Origin of the sequence: Nocardiopsis sp. NPDC049922, from assembly GCF_040660275.1 — a bacterium.
GTDB lineage: Bacteria > Actinomycetota > Actinomycetes > Streptosporangiales > Streptosporangiaceae > Nocardiopsis.
Genome location: NZ_JBFAME010000005.1, coordinates 389,193 through 408,573, shown reverse-complemented (window position 1 = coordinate 408,573; position 19,381 = coordinate 389,193). Strand labels below are relative to the sequence as shown.

Below are 19,381 nucleotides of genomic sequence, written 5' to 3'. Positions count from 1 at the left end.
GGGGGGTTGCGGCATGCTCGACCGGTACGGCACTCCAGGGGGTTGGCCGGACACCCTCCCGCCCTGGTCACTACAGGGGGGTTGGGGGTCACCGTTCCCGCTCGCTCAACTACACGGGGGGTTGCGGCATGTTCGACCGGTACGGCACTCCAGGGGGTTGGCCGCGAACCCTCCCACCCCGGTCACCACACGGCGGGTCAAAGGCCGCCGCCCCCGCCCCGCGCTCCGCGCGTCCCGGCCGCGGCGGGCCAGGACGCGGTGGGACCGCGGACAGACGTCGGCCCGGGAGGGGCTCCCCCCCGGGCCGACGCGTGTCCGCTAGGACTCCAGGGCGAGCAGGAACTTCTTGCGTTCCAGGCCGCCCGCGTAGCCGGTCAGGGACCCGTCGGCCCCGATCACCCGATGGCACGGCACGATGATGCTGATCGGGTTGCGGCCATTGGCCATGCCGACCGCCCGGGAGGCGGTGGGACGGCCCAGCTCCTCCGCCAGCTGGCCGTAGGAGGCGGTCTCGCCGTACGGGATCGTGGTCAGCGCGGCCCACACCTTCAGCTGCCACTCCGTACCGGCCGGGGCGAGCGGGAGGTCGAACTCCCGAAGCTCGCCCGCGAAGTAGGCCTCCAACTGGTCGATCGCCTCCGTGAAGGCGGGCTGATCCCTGTCCCAGTTCTCGGGGATGGTCTTCGTGCTGGTCCACACCCCGCTGAGGGACTCCGCGTCGCCGAAGAGCGTCAGCTCGCCGATGGGGGAGTCCATGGTGGCGTAGCGGGTCGGTCCCGTCGCCTCGCGGAACTCCTGTCGGAGCAGTCGCGGCGGCGCCTCCGGGCGCGGTACTTCCACGTCGAGTGGCAACGCTGGCTGGTTCATGTCGTATCCGTTCTCGCCCACAGGAGGTGTGTGGCGTAGGACCGCCACGGGCTCCATTGTTCCGGTGTGATCTGCTCGCTGCGCAGGGCCTGGCGGACGCCCAGGTCGCCGTCGAGGAAGACGTCGGGATCGCCCAGACCGCGCATGCGGATGTAGCTCGCGGTCCACGGGCCGATGCCGCGGAGCGCCAGAAGGTCCTTCCCGGTCCGTTCCCGGTCACAGCCGGGACCGAGGTCGACGTCGCCGTCGGCGATCGCCGAGCAGAGGCCGACCAGGGCACGCCCCCGAGAGACGGGCATCGACAGGTCGGCCGGGTCGATCGAGGCCAGGGTCTCAGGACTCGGAAAGAGGTGGGTCAGCCCGCCTCCGGAGTCCTCCAGACCCTCCGGCAGCGGCGGGCCGAACCGCTCGACCAGCCGACCGGCCAGCGTTCGGGCGGCCCGCACGGAGACCTGCTGCCCGAGTACCGCTCGGACGGCCAGTTCGGCCGCGTCCACGTGGCCGGGGGAGCGGATCCCGGGGTGCGCGGCCACCGTGGGGCCCAGGACCGGATCGTCACGCAGCGCCTCGAACACCGCTCGCGGGTCGGCGTCCAGATCCAGCAGCCACCGGCACCGACGGACGGCGGACATCAGGTCGCCGGGGTCGGACAGCCGCAGCCGACACACGACGTACCGGTCACCGGCGGAGAGTTCGACGATGCCCGGTCCGTGCGGGAGGGACAGCGTGCGGCGGTACGCGCCGTCGCGGAACTCCTCGACGCCGGGGACCGCCCGGTCGCCCAGGAAACGCAGCATCCGGTCGAGGTCGATCGGGTCCCGGTAGGGCAGCCGGAGCGTGAGCGACCCCTCCGACGCGGGGCCGCCCCCGCGCATCTCGGTCGGGGTCCGGTCGAAGACCGCGCGCATCGTCTCGTTGAACTGCCGGATGCTGGAGAAGCCCGACGCGAAGGCCACGTCCGCGAGCGGCATGTCGGTGGTCTCCACCAGGATGCGCGCGGTCTGCGCGCGTTCCGTCCGGGCCAGGGCCAGGGCGCCCGCCCCCAGTTCGGCGGTCAACAGGCGGTTGAGCTGGCGCTCGCTGTACCCGACGGCCGAGGCGAGGGCGCTCACCCCGCCGCGGTCCACGGCGCCGTCCTGGATGAGGCGCATCGCCCGGCCCACGACGTCGGCTCGCAGGTTCCACTCGGGGGAACCGGGCGTCCGGTCGGGGCGGCAGCGCTTGCAGGCCCGGTAGCCGGACTCCTGCGCGGCGGCGGCCGACGGGAAGAAGCTCGTGTTCTCCCGCTTGGGCGTCACCGCCGGGCAGCTGGGGCGGCAGTAGATACCGGTCGTGCGCACCGCGGTGTAGAACACGCCGTCGAAACGGGCGTCGCGGCTGTGCACGGCGCGGTAGCGCTGGTCGTCGTCCATGAGTCCATGTTCACCGACGCGTCAGACCCTCGGCTGGCGGTTTTCGGACATCAGCCTTCGTGGGTCTTGAGATACTCCACATAGACCGGGCGCAGGGCCTCCTGCACCTTCGTGTCGCTCTCCACGGACAGGGCCTCGTACAGGAACCCGGACGCCTGGGCGACGCTGGCGTCGCTCGCCTCCATGTTGCCCGCGACCGCCTCGGCCGCCGGGATCAGCCTCAGCAGGCGCCAGAAGAAGCGCACGTCCCACCGCTCACGCGCGAGCTCCACGGCGCGGTCCCGCAGTTCCTCGGTGCTGAGCCGTTCGAAGTTCTCCCCGTTCTCCCCCATGCCGGGAAGATACCCCCACGCGTGGCGGCCATCCCTGGGTTACGCTTCTCCCGGGGGGTGTGTCATGACCAGGGTCGTCGTCGCCAAGCCCGGTCTGGACGGGCATGACCGCGGGGTGAAGATCGTGGCCCGCGTGCTGCGCGACGCCGGGGTCGAGGTCATCTACACCGGGCTGCGGCAGACGCCCGAGATGATCGTCGCCACCGCGCTCCAGGAGGACGCCGACGCCATCGGTCTGTCCGTGCTCTCCGGCGCCCACATGACCATCTTCGCCCGCGTCATGGAGCTGCTGCGGGAGAACGACGCCGCCGACATCCGGGTCTTCGGGGGCGGCATCATCCCCGAGGCCGACATCGAGGAGTTGGAGCGGATGGGGGTCGCCAGGATCTTCACCCCCGGCGCGCCGACGGCGGAGATCGCCGACTGGGTGCGGGAGAACGTGCGTCCGGCGACCGCGCGCGGGTGATGTTCGTCGCATCCTCCAAGGGGTGATCCGCCTGAGATGGTGTGATTGTTCGTGTCTCTGATCACACGAATTCCCACCAGAGGTGCCTCGTGGGGCCGTATGAGCGCTGATCGGGCCGCAGCGGCCTTGGGCAACACGCCCCCAGTGTCCGTCGGCCAGATCTCGGGCGACTAAGCTTTGCGCATGTCGCGGGTGGCGATACCCGGCGTCTTCTGCAGCAACCCAGCCCAACGAGGCTGCGCGTCGTGTGACACATGATCAGTGGGTCGCAGCCGATCCGGACGAGGCCACCCCGGCAGACACTCTTGAGCCAGCGAGTTACAAGGACGGACCCTCGTGGACCTGTTCGAATACCAGGCGAAGCAACTCTTCGCAGAGTACGGGGTTCCCGTACCCCAGGGGAAGGTGGCGAGCACGGCCGCCGAGGCACGTGCCATCGCTGAGGAGTTCGCCGCCGCGGGCAAGCCTCGCGTCGTCGTCAAGGCGCAGGTCAAGACCGGCGGCCGCGGCAAGGCCGGCGGTGTGAAGGTCGCCGAGGGGCCCGAGGACGCCCAGGCCAAGGCCGAGCAGATCCTCGGAATGGACATCAAGGGCCACACGGTCCACCGCGTCCTGGTCGAGGAGGCCTCCGACATCGCGGAGGAGTACTACTTCTCCTTCCTCCTGGACCGCGCGAACCGCACGTTCCTGTCGATCTGCTCCGCCGAGGGAGGCATGGAGATCGAGGAGGTCGCGGTCTCCAACCCCGACGCGGTCGCCAAGATCGCCGTCGACCCGCTGACCGGCGCTCCCGCCGACATCGCCGCGGAGATCGCCAAGGCGGGCAAGCTCCCGCAGGCCGCCGCCGAGGGCGCGGCCGAGGTCATCACGAAGCTGTGGGACGCCTTCGTCGGCAAGGACGCCACCCTCGTCGAGGTCAACCCGCTCATCCTCACCAAGGACGGCCGCGTCGTCGCCCTCGACGGCAAGGTGACCCTGGACGAGAACGCCGAGTTCCGCCAGGACCTGGAGAGCCTCACCTTCCCGGAGGAGGGTGACCCGCTCGAGGTCGCCGCCAAGGAGAAGGGCCTCAACTACGTCAAGCTCGACGGCGAGGTCGGCATCATCGGCAACGGCGCGGGTCTGGTCATGTCCACCCTGGACGTGGTCGCCTACGCCGGCGAGGCGCACGGCGCCGTCAAGCCCGCGAACTTCCTCGACATCGGCGGCGGGGCGTCCGCCGAGGTCATGGCCAACGGTCTCGAGATCATCCTCGGAGACCCCGCGGTCAAGAGCGTGTTCGTCAACGTCTTCGGCGGCATCACCGCCTGCGACGCCGTCGCCAACGGCATCGTCCAGGCCCTGGAGCTGCTGGAGAGCCGCGGCGAGGACGTCTCCAAGCCGCTGGTCGTCCGCCTGGACGGGAACAACGCCGAGCTGGGTCGCGAGATCCTCACCAAGCGCGCCCACCCGGCCGTGCGACAGGTCGACACGATGGACGGCGCCGCCGCTCAGGCCGCCGAGCTCGCGGCGAAGTAGGGGAACGGACACCATGGCTATCTTCCTGAACAAGGACAGCAAGGTGCTGGTCCAGGGCATGACCGGCTCTGAGGGCACCAAGCACACCCGCCGCATGCTCGCGTCGGGCACCAACATCGTCGGCGGCGTCAACCCGCGCAAGGCCGGGCAGAGCGTCGACTTCGACGGCGCCGAGGTTCCGGTCTTCGGCTCCGTGGCCGAGGGCATGGAGGCCACCGGCGCCGACGTCACCGTCATCTTCGTCCCGCCGAAGTTCTGCAAGGGCGCGGTCATCGAGGCGATCGACGCCGGGATCGGCCTGGCCGTCGTCATCACCGAGGGCATCCCGGTGCACGACACCGCCGCCTTCTGGGCGCACGCGCGCGCCAAGGGCAACAAGACGCGGATCATCGGCCCGAACTGCCCGGGTCTGATCACGCCGGGTCAGTCCAACGCGGGCATCATCCCGGCCGACATCACCAAGCCGGGCCGGATCGGGCTGGTGTCCAAGTCCGGGACGCTGACGTACCAGATGATGTACGAGCTGCGCGACATCGGTTTCTCCTCGGCCGTGGGCATCGGTGGCGACCCGATCATCGGGACCACGCACATCGACGCGCTCGCCGCGTTCGAGGCCGACCCCGACACCGACGTGATCGTGATGATCGGTGAGATCGGCGGCGACGCCGAGGAGCGTGCCGCCGACTTCATCAAGGAGCACGTGTCCAAGCCGGTCGTCGGCTACGTGGCCGGGTTCACCGCCCCCGAGGGCAAGACCATGGGCCACGCGGGCGCGATCGTGTCGGGCTCCTCCGGCACCGCCGCCGCCAAGAAGGAGGCCCTGGAGGCCGTCGGCGTCAAGGTCGGCAAGACCCCCAGCGAGACCGCCAAGCTGGTGCGCGAGCTGTTCTAGGACCGAGCTGTCCCAGGACGCGGCGCCGTCACGGCCCCGTCCCCCGTGTGGGGGCGGGGCCGTTTCTCATGCGCCCCCGATCTCGCCGCGCCCGCCCCCGAGCTCGCGGCGGGTCCTCCTCGCGCGGAGCTCGCGCGTGGTGGCCACGGCCAGGCCGGGGACGACGACGAGCGCGAAGAAGGCCAGCCAGCCGATGATGGCGTACTGGTTCCCGCTGATGATCGCGGGCAGCCCCCACAGGACGAAGAGGAACCCGCCCCAGATGAGCGGTCCGGTCGCCCGGTTGCCCTCACGCCCGTCGTCGGCCGCGGGCACGGCCGGGGTCTTCGCCGTCGGTTCGGCGGGCGCCGGGTCGGCGGGCGGCGTCTGGGGGTTCGTGAGCGTCGCGGGACGCAGGCGCGGGGGGATGTCGTCGAAGAGCGGGGCCAGGTCGGCGGTGGTGACCGCCGTCAGGGCCGTGGCGGACCGGGACTCGTGTTCGTCGAGGTCCAGCCGCCCCTCGGAGAGCGCCGTCCGCAGCCGTTCCAGAGCCTCGTCGCGCTCGTCGTCGGACAGTCGGTAGCCGTGGTCGGGGCTGGTCATGGGGTTCCTTCGGAGTGCTTGAGGGGGTGGTGGTCGTGCGGTGGGTCACCCCGGTCCCGTGCGTCTCGCCGCTCCCTCTGGGACGCCGGTACGGGGCGTGGGGTTCCGGTTCGCCGACGACACGCGTCGCCGGGGTACCACGGAGCATTCCGGTGCCTGGCAGCATAAGTCGGGTGAGTACGCCAGGATCTCCCCCTGACCGCGGCCGGAAACGGCCGAGCGGCACGCCGGTCGACCCGCCCCGGGAACCCTCCCACAGGCCTCGGCCGCTCTACCCGACCGGCGGGATCGCCGCCGCCACCGCGGCGGGCAGCGGCCTCGCGGTCATCGTCACGCTCACCATCGCCGGCTGGGTGGCCGCGCCGCACGCGCCGTTCGGCGAGGAGATCGTCGAACTCCTCCAGGGGGCCGTGCTCGCCTGGCTCGTGAGCCACCACGTGTCCTTCACCATCCAGGACGGCCAGTTCGGGCTGCTGCCGATCGGGTTGGTCCTCATCCCCGCCCTGCTCCTGTACCGGTCGGGGCGCTGGCTGGCGCGCAGCTGCGAGATCGGTCGGCTGCGGCACGTGCACCGGGCCGCGTTGGCGATCGCCGGACCCTACGCGGCGATCGCGGGCACGCTCGCGCTGCTGGCGCGCACCGACACGGTGGAGCCCAGCATGCCGCGTGCGCTGGTGATGGGGTTCGTCATCGCGTTCCTGTCCGGGGGGCTCGGGGCGCTGCGCCAGATGATGCGTGAACGGGGGGTGGCGGTGCGCGCCCTGCTGGGACTCATGCCGGGGCGTGCGCGCTCCCTCCTGGTGGGGATGGGCGCCGCCACCGGCTCCCTGCTGCTGGGCGGGCTCCTGCTGTTCCTGGCGGCGCTCGCCGTCAACCTGCCCGAGGCGGTCGAGGCGACCCGGGCCCTCGCCCCCGGGGTGGTCGGTGGGGCGCTGCTCCTGCTCGTCCAGCTCGCCTACCTGCCCAACGCGGTGGTGTTCGCCGTCTGCTACGCGCTCGGGCCGGGGTTCACGATGGGCGCGGCGACGGTCGTGGCGCCCACCGGCGTCTCCGTGGGCCCGCTCCCGATGTTCCCGATGCTGGCGGCGCTTCCCGCCGACGGGGCCGCGCCCGTGGTGTCGCTGGCGGCGCTGGCCGTCCCGTTCGCGGCGGGCGCGGTCGGCGGTGTGCTGACCCAGCGCAGCGCGCCGGACGTGGTCAGCGAGGCGGCGCCGCTGTGGGGGTTCGTGTGCGGTGTGACCACGGGGATGGTCTGCGCCGCGCTGGGCGAGCTGGCGGGCGGTTCGCTGGGGGCGGAGCGGCTGACCGACATCGGCCCCTCCTCGTGGCAGGTGGGGCTGGTCGCGGCTCTGGAGGTCGGGGCGGCGGCGGCGATCGCGGCCTGGATCGCCAACTGGTGGTACACGCGCCGGATGCGCCTGGCGGTCGCCGCCGCGGCCGAGGCCCCGGAACGGGCGAAGGACGAGAAGGCCGGGAAGGCCGAGTCGGAGCTGCCCGGGCCGGTGCCGGTGGGCGAGGGGCTGGCCACGGTGACGCCGCTGCGCCCGCGCGAGGACGAGGAGGACGAGCCCGAGGAGCGGGCGCCGTCCGAGGCGGAGCGCTTCACCGCACGGCAACGGGTCCGGGAGCGGGCCAAACGGGAGAAGCGGGCCGAGCGCGCCGCGCGTCGGGAGGCCCGTGCCGAGCTGCGCGCCCAGCGCGGGGAGGAACGGCGTGCCCGGAAGGCGGAGAAGCGCCGCGGACGCCGCCGGCACGGCGACGAGGAGTCCGAGGAGTTGTACGGGATCAGCTACGAGGCCGCGCCGGAGGAGGCCGACGCTCCCTGACCGTCGAGGTCGTGCGCCGACCGCCCGGCGGAACGGAACCGGGCCCCGCCGGGTACGACGGGGCCCGGGACGGGGGGTCAGCCCTTGGCGGCGGCCTTCTTCGCGGGTTCGAAGATCGCGTTCACCAGCTCCGTGCACCACGCGAGCAGTTCCAGGTCGCGCAGCGGCTTGCCGCCGATCCCGCCCGCCTTGGGCACCGGCACGAGGAGCGTCCTGGTCGCCTCCTTGCGCACGGACTTGGGGTACATCCGCCGCAGCCGCAGCTCCTGCGACTCGCGCAGCTCCACCGGGGCGAAACGGATCTGGTTGCCCTGCAGGACCACGTCGGACAGGCCCGCCGACTTGGCCAGCACCCGGAACCGCGCCACGGCCATGAGGTTGTCCACCGGCTCGGGCGGGGCGCCGTACCGGTCGGTGAGCTCCTCGTACGCGGCGAGGATGTCCTCCTCGCGGGTGACGCTGGCGATGCGCTTGTAGGACTGCAGGCGCAGCCGCTCGCCCGGCACGTAGTCGTGCGGGATGTGCGCGTTGATGGGCAGCTCGACGCGGGTCTCGACCTCCGCGGCCGCGTCCGGGTCGCCCTTGAGCTCGGCGACGGCCTCGCCGACCATGCGCACGTACAGGTCGAAGCCGACCCCGGCGATGGTCCCGGACTGCTCGGCGCCCAGGATGTTGCCCGCGCCGCGGATCTCCAGGTCCTTCATCGCCACGTACATGCCCGCGCCGGTCTCGGTGTGCTGCGCGACCGTGGCCAGCCGCTCGTAGGCGGTCTCGGTGAGCGGCTTCTCCGGCGGGTAGAGGAAGTAGGCGTAGGCGCGCTCACGGCCCCGGCCGACCCGGCCGCGCAGCTGGTGCAGCTGGGACAGGCCGTAGGTGTCGGCGCGGTCGATGATGAGGGTGTTGGCGTTGGGCACGTCCAGGCCGGACTCGACGATGGTCGTGGAGACCAGCACGTCGAAGTTCTTCTCCCAGAAGTCGACCATCACCTTCTCGAGCTGCTGCTCGTTCATCTGGCCGTGCGCGTAGGCCACGCGGGCCTCGGGCACCAGGCGCTGGATGGACGCCGCGACCTTGTCGATGGAGGCCACCCGGTTGTGCACGAAGAACACCTGCCCCTCGCGCATCAGCTCGCGGCGGATGGCGGCGGTGATCTGCTTGTCCTCGTAGGGGCCGACGAAGGTGAGCACCGGGTGGCGCTCCTCCGGCGGGGTGAGGATGGTGGTCATCTCCCGGATGCCGGTGAGCCCCATCTCCAGCGTGCGCGGGATCGGCGTGGCGGACATGGCGAGCACGTCGACCTGGGTGCGCAGCCGCTTGAGCGACTCCTTGTGCTCGACGCCGAAGCGCTGCTCCTCGTCGATGATGACCAGGCCCAGGTCCTTGAACCGGGTCTCGGCCGACAGCAGCCGGTGCGTGCCGATGACCACGTCGACCTCGCCGCTGCGCAGCCCCTCGCGGGTCAGCTCCACCTCGGCGTCGGTCTGGAACCGCGACATCGGCTTGACCGTGACCGGGAAGGACGCGTACCGCTCGGTGAACGTGGACAGGTGCTGCTGGACCAGCAGGGTGGTCGGCACGAGCAGGGCGACCTGCTTGCCGTCCTGCACCGCCTTGAACGCGGCGCGCACGGCGACCTCGGTCTTGCCGTAGCCGACGTCGCCGCAGATCAGCCGGTCCATCGGGACCGAGCGGCCCATGTCCTTCTTGACCTCGTCGATCGCGGCGAGCTGGTCGGGCGTCTCGACGTAGGGGAACGCGTCCTCCAACTCCCGCTGCCACGGGGTGTCCGGACCGAACGCGTGGCCGGGGGAGGCCTGCCGGGCGGAGTACAGCCGGATGAGGTCGCCGGCGATCTCGCGCACCACCTTGCGGGCCCGGCTCTTGGCCTTGCTCCACTCGGCGCCGCCCATCTTGGACAGCGTCGGCGCCTCGCCGCCGACGTACCGGGTGACCTCGCCCAGCTGCTCGGTGGGCACGAACAGGCGGTCGCCGGGTTGGCCGCGCTTGGACGGCGCGTACTCGATGAGCAGGTAGTCGCGGGTGGCGCCCTGCACCTGGCGGCTGACCATCTCCAGGTAGCGGCCCACGCCGTGCTGTTCGTGCACGACGTAGTCGCCCGGCTTGAGCTGGAGCGGGTCGACCGTGCCGCGCCGCCGGCTGGGCATCCTGCGCATGTCGCGGGTGGAGGACTTCTGCCCGACCAGGTCGGTCTCGGTGAGCACGACGGTGCGCACGGACCTGAGCAGGAACCCGTGGTCGACCAGGCCGGTGGTCACGGTGGCCACGGCGGACGCGGGCGGTTCGGCGAGGTCGGCGGCCAGGGTGGCGCCCAGGCCCGCGTCGCGCAGCATCGCCACGAGCCGTTCGGCGGGGCCGTGGCCCTGGGTGACCATGACGACGCTCCAGTCGTCGTGCAGCCAGCCCTTGACGTCGGCCAGGGCGCGTTCGGTGTCGCCCCGGTAGGACTCGGCGGGCACGGCGCCCACGACGACGGCGTGGTCCTCCTCGGCGGCGCCCCGGCCGTCGGCGCCGAACGGGGTCAGCCCCCACCAGGGCAGGCCCAGTTCGCTGGCGGAGGCGCGCAGGTCGGCGATGGACATGTACGCCGAATCGCCCAGGTCGATGGGGGCCTCCCCACCGGAGGCGGCGTTGATCCAGGAGGCGTCGAGGAACTCGGCGCTGGTCGCCTCCAGCTCGACGGCGCGGGTGCGGATGCGCTCGGGGTCGCAGCCGACGACGAGCGCGCCCTCGGGCAGGTAGGAGAAGAACGGCTCCATACGGTCGGCGAGCACGGGAGCGAACGCCTCCATGCCCTCGACCGTGACGCCGTCGGCGATCTTGGTGAGGATCTCGGCGAGGGACGGGTGTTCGGCGGCCAGGGCGCGGGCGCGTTCGCGGACGGTGTCGGTGAGCAGGAGCTCGCGGCAGGGCGGCGCGAACAGGCCGGAGGCGGCGTCGGCGCCGGGGGCGCCGCCCTCGGGCGGCTGGATGGAGCGCTGGTCGGCGACCTGGAAGTAGCGGATGTCCTCGACGGTGTCGCCCCAGAACTCCAGCCGCAGCGGGTGTTCCTCGGTGGGCGGGAAGACGTCCAGGATGCCGCCGCGCACGGCCATGTCACCGCGCTTCTCGACCAGGTCGACGCGCGCGTAGCCGGTCATGGCCAGGGCGTCGACCACCTCCTCCAGGGGCGCCTCGTCGCCGGGGCGGATCCGCACCGGCTCCAGGTCGCCCAGGCCGCCCACGAGCGGCTGGAGGACGCTGCGGACCGGTGCCACGACCACCCGCAGCGGGGTGGTGAGGGGGTCGGAGGGGTCGGGGTGGGCGAGGCGGCGCAGCACGGCCAGGCGCTGGCCGACGGTGTCGGAGCGGGGAGACAGACGCTCGTGCGGCAGGGTCTCCCAGGCGGGGAAGTGCGCCACCGTGTCGGCGGGCAGCAGGGAGCCGAGGGCGTCGGTGAGGTCGGTGGCCTCCCGCTCGGTGGCGGTGATGGCCAGGACCGGGCGTCCGGCGCCGACGGGGGCGTCCGCGGCCAGCGCGCCCACCATGAACGGGCGCAGCGCCGCGGGGGCGATGAGGTCGGTGTGGGGATCGCGGCCGCCGCGGGCGGCCTCGATCGCGCTGTGCAGTGCCGGGTCCTTGCAGACGTCGGCGAGAAGTCCAATGAGGCTCATAGCACCAAGAGTGGGAGTGGTCCGGATCAGGCGGTGGTCGCGGCCTGCACGGTGGAGGGCGGCAGTGTCGTGAACGGCCGCCCGGTACCTCTCAGCCTAGCGACTCCCCCGGCTTCGCGCGGTCGGCCGTGGACGGCGGCCGCGGCCGCGCGCCCGCGGAGCCGTCCCACGGAAGAGGAACGGCGCACAGCGAGTGAAACCAGCTCTGACCTGGCTGTATTCCGGATCGGGCGGATCGGCGCGGAGTCCGGGTCAGGGGCGGGCATACGCTGGGTGCATCGCGGACCACGACAGATGAGGGAGCGTGCGGTGAGTGCCAACGGGTGGGGACGCACGCCGGTCGGGAGCTCCGACCGGCCGGAGGCGCGGGTGTTGACCCCGGCCCAGGACGAGCTCGCGCACCTGGAGCTGATCCTCAACGGCGCGTGTCCGCTGCCCGGCTTCATGACTAGGGAACAGGCCGCGTCGGTCGAGCGGGACGGGCGGCTGCCGGACGGCGGCGGCTGGCCGGTTCCGGTCACCCTGACCGTCCCCGAGCACCTCGTCGGCGAGGACCGGTTGGTGCTGGCCGACCCCGAGGGCTTCCCGCTGGCGGAGGTGGCGGTCACCGAGCGCTGGTCGGCCGACGGCGGGGACGGGCGCGCGGAGCGTCGACACGTGGCCGGTGAGGTGTCCCTGACCAACCTGCCCATGGGCGGCGTCCTGCGGAAGCTGCGGGTGCCCCCGGCCGAGGTGCGCGGTCAGCGTGAACTCGGCCCCGACCATCCGCTGCTGGCCGTGGTCACCGACCGCCCCCTGCACCACCGCGCGCTGCACCAGGTCCGCGCCCAGGCCAAGGCGCTGGGCCACGCCGACCTGCTGGTGATCGTGGACGCCCCGCTGGAGGACGAGGGCCTGGCCCCGGCCGTGCTCGCGGCGCAGCCCCTGCTGTCGGCGCGCACGCGGTTCGTCGTGTGCACACTGCCGCGCGCGGCCGCCCGTTCCGAGGGGGCGTTCGGCGGCCGGTGGGGCGCGCGCGACGTGGCGCTGGCCGCGCACGTGGCCGCCGCCTACGGGGCCACGCACATGATGGTGGAGGCCGGTCCGGCGGGCGCCGACGTCGAGGGCGCCGCGGCTCTGGCGCCTCCGGTGGCCCTGGTGTCGCCGGAACCGTGGTGCTACGACACGGCCGGGGCGATGTGGCGGCCCCGGGAGGACGTGGCCGAGGGGGCGCGCCGCGCCGAGCCGAGCGACGCGGAGGTGGCCGTGGAGCTGGCGCACGGCCGTGAGCTGCCGTCCTGGTTCACCCCGGCCCGGGTGGGCGCGGAGCTGGCCCGGCTGCGTCCGGCGCGGACCCGGCGCGGGCTGACGCTGCTGTTCACCGGGCTGTCGGGCTCGGGAAAGTCGACGATCGCGCGGCGGGTGCGCGAGGGCGTCAACCGGGCCGGGCGGACGGTGACGCTGCTGGACGGCGACGTCGTGCGGCTGATGCTGTCCAAGGGGCTGACCTTCGCGCGGGAGGACCGCGAGATGAACGTCCGCCGCATCGGCTACGTGGCCTCCGAGATCACCCGGCACGGCGGGGTGGCGGTGTGCGCGCCGATCGCCCCCTACGCCCGGAGCCGGGCCGAGGTGCGGGCGATGGTGGAGGAGTTCGGCGACTTCTTCCTCGTCCACGTGGCGACGCCGCTGGAGGTGTGCGAGGCCCGGGACCGCAAGGGGTTGTACGCCAAGGCGCGGGCGGGGGAGATCCCCGAGTTCACCGGGATCTCCGACCCCTACGAGGAGCCGACCGACGCCGACATGGTCATCGACACCGTGGACGAGGACCCGCACGAGTCCGCGGCCAGGGTGTTGGCCGCGCTGCGCGAGGGCGGCTGGTTGCCGGAGAAGGAGCTGTAGGAGACGGTGATGCGCGAGACCCCCGGCCACGACGGGCACCCGGCCCCCGGACACCGGTTGCAGCACCTGGTCGAGGTGATGGCCACGCTGCGCCGGGAGTGCCCCTGGGACCGGGGCCAGACCCACGAGTCGCTGGCCAAGTACCTGATCCAGGAGGCCTACGAGACCCTGGAGATCATCGAGGAGGGCGACCCGTCCCTGCTGCCCGAGGAGCTCGGGGACGTGCTGCTCCAGGTGGTCTTCCACGCGGCGATCGCCGCCGAGCGCCCCGAGGGCGACCCGGCGCGGTTCACCGTGGACGACGTCGCCGACGCCATCATCGACAAGATGACCCGCCGCCACCCGCACGTGTTCGGCGGGGTGGAGGTGTCCGGGGCCGACGAGGTCAAGAGCAACTGGGAGGCGATCAAGGCCGCCGAGCGCCGGGAGAAGGCCAGGGCCAGGGGGCACGACGGCGAGGGGTCGGTGCTGGACGGGGTGCCCTTCGCCCAGCCCGCCGTGCTGCTGTCGGAGGAGTTGCAGCGGCGGGCGGTGCGCAACGGCGTTCCGGCGGACCTGGTCGCCGACGACGGCGGAGCGGGCGGGGAGCTGTTCGCGGCGGTGGCGGCCGAGCGTGAGCGGGGCCGCGACGCCGAGGGCGACCTGCGGGCGGCGGCGCGCCGGTTCGACGCCCGGGTGCGTGCCGCCGAGGGGCTGGCCAGGGCGGACGGCCGTGACCCCAGGGAGCTGTCCGAGGACGAGTGGCGGCGCTACTGGCGCCGGGCCGGTGCGGCCGACGAGGGGTAGGGCGTCCCCTGTACGGCGGGGTATGTGGCCGCGGCACACGCCCCGGCGACGGGAAACGGTGTCAACGGGACTTGACGCCCATGTGACGCGTCACGCACAGTGCTCCGGTGTGGGCGCACCCTGGGCTCGGATCTCCCCCGTTCCCCGGGCGAGGGGCGCCCGACGATGGGAGCCTCATGCGTCGGTTCGGAAACCTCCTCGCCGCGTTCAGCACCCGCTGGGTGCCGGACGCCTTCGTGTTCGCGATCTTCCTCACGGTCCTCGTCTTCGGTCTGGCCCTCGGGCTGACCGACCGCACCCCGCTCGAACTGGTCGGCGACTGGTACGGCGGGTTCTGGAACCTCCTCCAGTTCGGCATGCAGATGACCCTGGTGCTGGTCACCGGGTACGCGCTCGCCTCCTCGCCACCGGCCAGGCGGGCGATCACCTGGGTGGCGGGCCGCACGCGCGGCCCGCTCTCCGCGGTCGGCGTCACCGCGCTGGGCGCCGCCCTGCTGGGCACGCTGCACTGGGGGCTCGGCCTCATCGCGGGCGCCCTGCTGGCGGTGGAGGTGGCCCGGTCGTGCCGGGAGCGCGGCATCCGGGTGCACTTCCCGCTGGTGGCGGCGGGCGGCTACGTCGGCCTCATGGTCTGGCACAGCGGCCTGTCCGGGTCGGCGCCGCTGCTGGTCAACACCCCCGGGCACTTCCTGGAGGAGCGGATCGGGCTCATCCCGCTGAGCGAGACCATCCTCCAGCCGTTCAACCTGGTCTTCCTCGCCGCGATGCTGATCGGCGCCCCGCTGCTGCTGATGAGCATGCATCCCCGGGCCGAGGACAGCGAGGAGATCGAGTCCCACGACGACGACCATGCCGGTGACACCGACGACGGCTCCGGTGGCGCGGGCGGGGGCGGTGGGGTCCGCACCGCGACCGCCCGGCGGGAGCTGTCCCCGGCGCAGCGCCTCATGCACAGCCGCCTGCTGGTCTACCCGGTGGTGGCCGTGGGGTTGGTGTACCTGGTGCCCGCGCTGGTGGTCGACGGTGTCGTGGGCATGGACATCAACCTGCTCAACTTCACCTTCCTCATCGCGGGCCTGGGCCTGCACGGGACGCTGGCGGGGTACTCGGCGGCGGCCGCCGAGGGGGCCCGCAACGCCGGGGCGGTCATCGTCCAGTTCCCCTTCTACGCGGGCATCATGGGGATCATGGCGAGTTCGGGGCTGTTGGAGGTCGTCACCGAGGCCTTCGTGTCCGTCGCCACGCCGTTCAGCTACCCGTTCTGGGCGCTGACCAGCGCCGCCCTGGTCAACTTCGCGGTGCCCTCGGGCGGCGGCCAGTGGGCGGTGCAGGGGCCCGTGGTCATCGGAGCCACCGAGTCCCTGGGCATCGACCCGGGGGTCGGCGTGATGGCGGTCGCGATGGGCGACCAGCTCACCAACGGCATCCAGCCGTTCTGGGCGCTGCCGCTGCTCGCGCTGACGCGGCTGCGCGCGGGCAGTGTGCTCGGCTACTCGGCGGTGGTGATGCTCTTCGCGTTCGTCGTCGCGTCGTTGTGCATCACCTTCCTCACCTGACCCAGGGGTGGGCCGCCGCTCCCGGTGGGCGGTGGCTCACCCCTCCGCCCGGCGCGGGCGGCGCCGGTCCCGGCGCAGGTCGATGACCTCCGTGGCGGCGTCGCCGGGCGCGTGGCCCTCGGCGAAGGTCTCCTGGGGGCGGCGCGCCCGTTCGCTGATGACCAGCCACAGGCCGACGATCACCCAGTTGGCCATCAGCGCCGACCCGCCCGCGGACAGGAACGGCGTGGTCATGCCGGTGAGCGGGATGACGAGGGTGGCGCCGCCCAGGACGATGAACACGTTGAAGGCCAGGAGGAACGCGTACCCCAGCGCGGTGAGCTTCAGGAAGACGTCGCGGCAGCCCAGCGCGATCCGGAAGCCCCGTTCGGCGAGCAGGAACAGCAGCATCAGGACGGCCAGGAGGCCGGTCAGCCCCAGCTTCTCGCCGATCGAGACCAGGATGAGGTCGCTGTCGGCGGCGAAGACCTCCTGCACGAACCCCTCGTTGAAGCCGGTGCCGAGCACGCCTCCGTTGGCCAGCGCGAACATGCCCTCGACCACCTGGAAGCTGCCGCCCGGCCGACCGTAGACGTCGGGGTCGAAGGCGTTCAGCCAGATCTCCACGCGGTTGCGCACGTGCCCGAACAGCAGGTAGGCGACGTAGGCCCCGGCGGAGAAGGCGACCAGGCCGATGGCCACCCACGACTTGCGGGCGGTCGCGGCGTACAGGACGGCCAGGAAGGTGCCGAACAGCAGCAGCGACGTGCCCAGGTCGCGGGTGCCCACCAGCAGCAGGATCGCCATGCCCCAGCCGACCGCCATGGGCGCCAGGTCCCGGGCGCGGGGGACGCTGAACACCTTGGTCCGGCCCACCCTGACCGTGCGGGTGACCAGGGACATGACCTCGCGTCGCCGCCCCAGGTAGGAGGCGAGGAAGATGACCAGCAGGACCTTCGCGAACTCCGACGGCTGCATGGTGAACGGGCCGATCCCGATCCACCGGCGCGCCCCGAGCACCTCGATCCCCAGGGGTGAGAGCGGCAGCAGGAGCAGCAGCAGGGCCGCCACGGCGATGACGTAGGTGTACATGGTGAGGCGGCGCGGCTGGCGCACCAGGACGATCGTGGCCCCGCACAGCACCATGCCCACGACCGTCCACATGAGCTGTCGGTCGGCGTCGCCGTGGGCGGGCTCGGCCTCGGCCATCTGGAGCGCCCAGATCATGGTCAGGCCGAGCGCGTTGAGGACCGTGGCCAGCGGCAGGATCACGGGGTCGGCGTAGGGGGCGAGGATCCGGAGCAGGACGTGCAGGGCGATCGCGCCCGCGCTGACCACGGCGACGGCGACGAGGACGGACGGGTCGACCTCGGCGGTCAGCGAGAGCGACGCGGTGACCAGACCGGCCGCGCCGGTCACCAGCGCCGGGACGAGCAGGCGCAGCTCCGCCGATCTCTGGCGGACGGGCCGCAGCGCCCGGTGGGTGTCGTTCGTCTGGCTCTGAGGGTTGCCCATGTCGTCGTGCCGTCCCGCCGTCCACGTGAGGGGCACGGTGCCCGTGGCGGGCGGCCGAGCCCGGTCCGAGAGGGAGGTTCGCCGTTCTCGCACTATAGGCGCGGTGTTGTCGGATGCCCGTAAGGCGTGCCGGGGCACAGCGTAGCCGCCGGAGGGGATCACGGTGGGTCTAGACCATTCCGGCCGGGTGGGCGAGCGGCGCCGGTCAGGGGGTCGCTACCCTCGTGTCGGGTCCAGAACCAGTGGTCCGACCAAACCCAAGATACGGAGAGTGACCGTGGCGTCCATCGAGTCAGTCCAGGCGCGGGAGATCCTCGATTCCCGGGGCAACCCGACAGTCGAGGTCGAGGTCCTGCTCGACGACGGCACCTTCGCGCGCGCGGGCGTCCCCAGCGGCGCCTCCACCGGCCAGTTCGAGGCCGTCGAGCTGCGTGACGGCGGCGAGCGGTACGGCGGCAAGGGCGTGGAGAAGGCCGTCCGCGCCGTCAACGACGAGATCACCGGCGCTCTGCTCGGCAGCGACGCCGACGAGCAGCGCCTCATCGACCGTGCGCTCATCGACCTGGACGGCACGCCCGACAAGTCGCGGATCGGCGCCAACGCCATCCTCGGCGTCTCGCTGGCCGTGGCCAGGGCCGCCGCCGACGAGGCCGGGCTGCCGCTGTTCCGCTACATCGGCGGGCCGAACGCGCACGTGCTGCCCGTGCCGATGATGAACATCCTCAACGGCGGCGCGCACGCCGACAGCAACGTCGACATCCAGGAGTTCATGATCGCGCCGATCGGCGCGGCCACCTTCTCCGAGGCCGTGCGCTGGGGCGCGGAGGTCTACCACTCCCTCAAGTCGGTCCTCAAGTCCCACGGCCTGGGCACCGGGGTCGGCGACGAGGGCGGTTTCGCCCCGAACCTGGAGAGCAACCGTGCCGCCCTCGACCTCATCGTCGAGGCGATCACGAAGGCCGGGTACACCCCGGGCGAGGACATCGCGCTCGCCCTGGACGTGGCCGCCACCGAGCTGTACTCGGACGGCGTGTACACCTTCGAGGGCAAGCCGCGCACGTCCGAGGAGATGGCCGCCTACTACGCCGAGCTGGTCGCCGACTACCCGCTCGTCTCGATCGAGGACCCGCTCGACGAGGAGGACTGGGAGGGCTGGAAGCGCCTCACCGCCACCCTGGGCGACAAGGTGCAGCTGGTCGGCGACGACCTGTTCGTCACCAACCCCGAGCGGCTCAAGCGCGGCATCGACGCCGACACCGCCAACTCGCTGCTCGTGAAGGTCAACCAGATCGGCACGCTCACCGAGACCCTGGACGCGGTCAGCCTCGCCCAGCGCAGCGGCTACACGGCGATGATCAGCCACCGCTCCGGCGAGACCGAGGACACCACCATCGCCGACATCGCGGTGGCCACCAACGCCGGCCAGATCAAGACCGGCGCCCCGGCCCGCAGCGAGCGCGTCGCGAAGTACAACCAGCTGCTGCGGATCGAGGAGGAGCTCGCCGACGCCGCCGTGTACGCGGGCGTGTCGGCCTTCCCGAGGTTCGCCGACCGCGGCTAGTCTGCCCCAGTGTCCCGCGAATCCAAACAGCCGCCCCCAAAGACGACGAAGGCCACCAGAGCCGACGGGTCGGATCGCAGGGGTGCTCGGAACGCGGAGGCGCCGAGGTCGAGCGGGGGCCGCACCCGGCGGGTGCGGCCCATGCTCACCAGTCGCGCGGCCATCCTCGCCCTGGTCGTGTGCGTGATCGCGCTCAGCCTGGCCTACCCCCTGCGCGAGTACGTCCTGCAACGCTCGCAGATCGCGCAGCTCCAGGAGGAGCGCGCCCGCATGGAGGAGGACGTGCGCGCCCTCCAGCAGCGGGAGGAGGAGCTCACGCGGGACGAGTACGTGGAGGACGAGGCGCGCGTCCGTCTCCACTACCAGTACCCCGACGAGATCACCTACATCGTCATCAGCCCCGAGGACGAGGACGAGGACGGACCCGAGTCGCCGCCGTCGGAGCCGTGGTTCGAGACGCTGTGGCGCTCGGTCGTGCGGGCCGACAACCCGGAGCCGGACGCGGGGATCTGACCGACGGGCCGGAGTCGGGGATCC

Annotated in this window: 15 protein-coding genes; 9 read left to right on the top strand and 6 right to left on the bottom strand. The window is 72.5% G+C overall.

The annotated features are described in order from the left end of the window. Window positions 1-318: 318 nt before the first annotated feature. The 3 genes from AB0I72_RS12835 to AB0I72_RS12825 are packed head-to-tail and all read right to left on the bottom strand — an operon-like array spanning window position 319 to window position 2,611. Window positions 319-867 (bottom strand): methylated-DNA--[protein]-cysteine S-methyltransferase, encoded by a 549-nt coding sequence (locus tag AB0I72_RS12835; RefSeq protein WP_358566634.1) that lies wholly within the window; start codon window positions 865-867, stop codon window positions 319-321. Continuing rightward, window positions 864-2,279: an AlkA N-terminal domain-containing protein gene (locus AB0I72_RS12830; protein WP_358566631.1), complete on the bottom strand. Its 1,416-nt coding sequence runs from the start codon at window positions 2,277-2,279 to the stop codon at window positions 864-866. Before AB0I72_RS12830 ends, AB0I72_RS12835 begins: the two co-directional genes overlap by 4 nt. Window positions 2,280-2,329: 50 nt before the next feature. After that, window positions 2,330-2,611, bottom strand: a complete 282-nt coding sequence (locus tag AB0I72_RS12825; RefSeq protein WP_358566629.1) for a hypothetical protein — start codon at window positions 2,609-2,611, stop codon at window positions 2,330-2,332. Between the two features lie 64 nt (window positions 2,612-2,675). On the opposite strand from AB0I72_RS12825, the gene AB0I72_RS12820 reads away from it, so the two are divergent. The 3 genes from AB0I72_RS12820 (at window position 2,676) to sucD (ending at window position 5,487) form a co-directional block, all read left to right on the top strand. After that, window positions 2,676-3,077: a cobalamin B12-binding domain-containing protein gene (locus AB0I72_RS12820; RefSeq protein WP_358566626.1), complete on the top strand. Its 402-nt coding sequence runs from the start codon at window positions 2,676-2,678 to the stop codon at window positions 3,075-3,077. A 336-nt stretch (window positions 3,078-3,413) separates the two neighbouring features. Further along, on the top strand, window positions 3,414-4,595 hold the full coding sequence (gene sucC, locus AB0I72_RS12815; RefSeq protein ID WP_358566623.1) for an ADP-forming succinate--CoA ligase subunit beta: 1,182 nt from the start codon (window positions 3,414-3,416) through the stop codon (window positions 4,593-4,595). Window positions 4,596-4,608: 13 nt separating this feature from the next. Then, entirely contained in the window at window positions 4,609-5,487 is an 879-nt protein-coding gene (gene sucD, locus AB0I72_RS12810) for a succinate--CoA ligase subunit alpha (protein ID WP_358566620.1), read from the top strand. A gap of 66 nt (window positions 5,488-5,553) precedes the next feature. On the opposite strand, the gene AB0I72_RS12805 is transcribed toward sucD, so the two are convergent. Further along, the gene (locus AB0I72_RS12805) at window positions 5,554-6,069 is read right to left on the bottom strand and encodes a DUF1707 domain-containing protein (protein ID WP_358566617.1); all 516 of its coding nucleotides are present in this window, start codon (window positions 6,067-6,069) and stop codon (window positions 5,554-5,556) included. A gap of 287 nt (window positions 6,070-6,356) precedes the next feature. Between AB0I72_RS12805 and AB0I72_RS12800 the strand changes: the two genes are divergently transcribed. Further along, window positions 6,357-7,895: a DUF6350 family protein gene (locus AB0I72_RS12800; protein ID WP_358566704.1), complete on the top strand. Its 1,539-nt coding sequence runs from the start codon at window positions 6,357-6,359 to the stop codon at window positions 7,893-7,895. A 77-nt stretch (window positions 7,896-7,972) separates the two neighbouring features. Here the strand turns inward: AB0I72_RS12800 and mfd are convergent, their stop codons facing one another. Further along, window positions 7,973-11,566, bottom strand: a complete 3,594-nt coding sequence (mfd, locus tag AB0I72_RS12795; protein ID WP_358566614.1) for a transcription-repair coupling factor — start codon at window positions 11,564-11,566, stop codon at window positions 7,973-7,975. A 369-nt stretch (window positions 11,567-11,935) separates the two neighbouring features. On the opposite strand from mfd, the gene cysC reads away from it, so the two are divergent. The 3 genes from cysC (at window position 11,936) to AB0I72_RS12780 (ending at window position 15,789) form a co-directional block, all read left to right on the top strand. Next, the gene (gene cysC / locus AB0I72_RS12790; protein ID WP_358566701.1) at window positions 11,936-13,447 is read left to right on the top strand and encodes an adenylyl-sulfate kinase; all 1,512 of its coding nucleotides are present in this window, start codon (window positions 11,936-11,938) and stop codon (window positions 13,445-13,447) included. A 9-nt stretch (window positions 13,448-13,456) separates the two neighbouring features. Next, the gene (locus AB0I72_RS12785; protein ID WP_358566611.1) at window positions 13,457-14,233 is read left to right on the top strand and encodes a MazG family protein; all 777 of its coding nucleotides are present in this window, start codon (window positions 13,457-13,459) and stop codon (window positions 14,231-14,233) included. Between the two features lie 176 nt (window positions 14,234-14,409). Next, entirely contained in the window at window positions 14,410-15,789 is a 1,380-nt protein-coding gene (locus AB0I72_RS12780) for a TIGR00366 family protein (RefSeq protein WP_358566608.1), read from the top strand. Window positions 15,790-15,825: 36 nt separating this feature from the next. Here AB0I72_RS12780 and AB0I72_RS12775 read toward each other — a convergent pair whose 3' ends face one another. Next, window positions 15,826-17,283: an FtsW/RodA/SpoVE family cell cycle protein gene (locus AB0I72_RS12775; protein WP_358566605.1), complete on the bottom strand. Its 1,458-nt coding sequence runs from the start codon at window positions 17,281-17,283 to the stop codon at window positions 15,826-15,828. A gap of 277 nt (window positions 17,284-17,560) precedes the next feature. On the opposite strand from AB0I72_RS12775, the gene eno reads away from it, so the two are divergent. Next, window positions 17,561-18,844 (top strand): phosphopyruvate hydratase, encoded by a 1,284-nt coding sequence (gene eno / locus AB0I72_RS12770; protein WP_358566602.1) that lies wholly within the window; start codon window positions 17,561-17,563, stop codon window positions 18,842-18,844. A 141-nt stretch (window positions 18,845-18,985) separates the two neighbouring features. Beyond that, window positions 18,986-19,357, top strand: a complete 372-nt coding sequence (locus AB0I72_RS12765) for a septum formation initiator family protein (RefSeq protein WP_358566599.1) — start codon at window positions 18,986-18,988, stop codon at window positions 19,355-19,357. Window positions 19,358-19,381 lie beyond the last annotated feature (24 nt).

Excerpts from the sequence above, each read along its gene's own strand:
- AB0I72_RS12835 (WP_358566634.1), bottom strand. The coding sequence starts at position 867 with ATGAACCAGCCAGCGTTGCCACTCGACGTGGAAGTACCGCGCCCGGAG.
- AB0I72_RS12830 (WP_358566631.1), bottom strand. The coding sequence starts at position 2,279 with ATGGACGACGACCAGCGCTACCGCGCCGTGCACAGCCGCGACGCCCGT.
- AB0I72_RS12825 (WP_358566629.1), bottom strand. The coding sequence starts at position 2,611 with ATGGGGGAGAACGGGGAGAACTTCGAACGGCTCAGCACCGAGGAACTG.
- AB0I72_RS12820 (WP_358566626.1), top strand. The coding sequence starts at position 2,676 with ATGACCAGGGTCGTCGTCGCCAAGCCCGGTCTGGACGGGCATGACCGC.
- sucD (WP_358566620.1), top strand. The coding sequence starts at position 4,609 with ATGGCTATCTTCCTGAACAAGGACAGCAAGGTGCTGGTCCAGGGCATG.
- AB0I72_RS12805 (WP_358566617.1), bottom strand. The coding sequence starts at position 6,069 with ATGACCAGCCCCGACCACGGCTACCGACTGTCCGACGACGAGCGCGAC.
- mfd (WP_358566614.1), bottom strand. The coding sequence starts at position 11,566 with ATGAGCCTCATTGGACTTCTCGCCGACGTCTGCAAGGACCCGGCACTG.
- AB0I72_RS12785 (WP_358566611.1), top strand. The coding sequence starts at position 13,457 with ATGCGCGAGACCCCCGGCCACGACGGGCACCCGGCCCCCGGACACCGG.
- AB0I72_RS12780 (WP_358566608.1), top strand. The coding sequence starts at position 14,410 with ATGCGTCGGTTCGGAAACCTCCTCGCCGCGTTCAGCACCCGCTGGGTG.
- AB0I72_RS12775 (WP_358566605.1), bottom strand. The coding sequence starts at position 17,283 with ATGGGCAACCCTCAGAGCCAGACGAACGACACCCACCGGGCGCTGCGG.
- AB0I72_RS12765 (WP_358566599.1), top strand. The coding sequence starts at position 18,986 with ATGCTCACCAGTCGCGCGGCCATCCTCGCCCTGGTCGTGTGCGTGATC.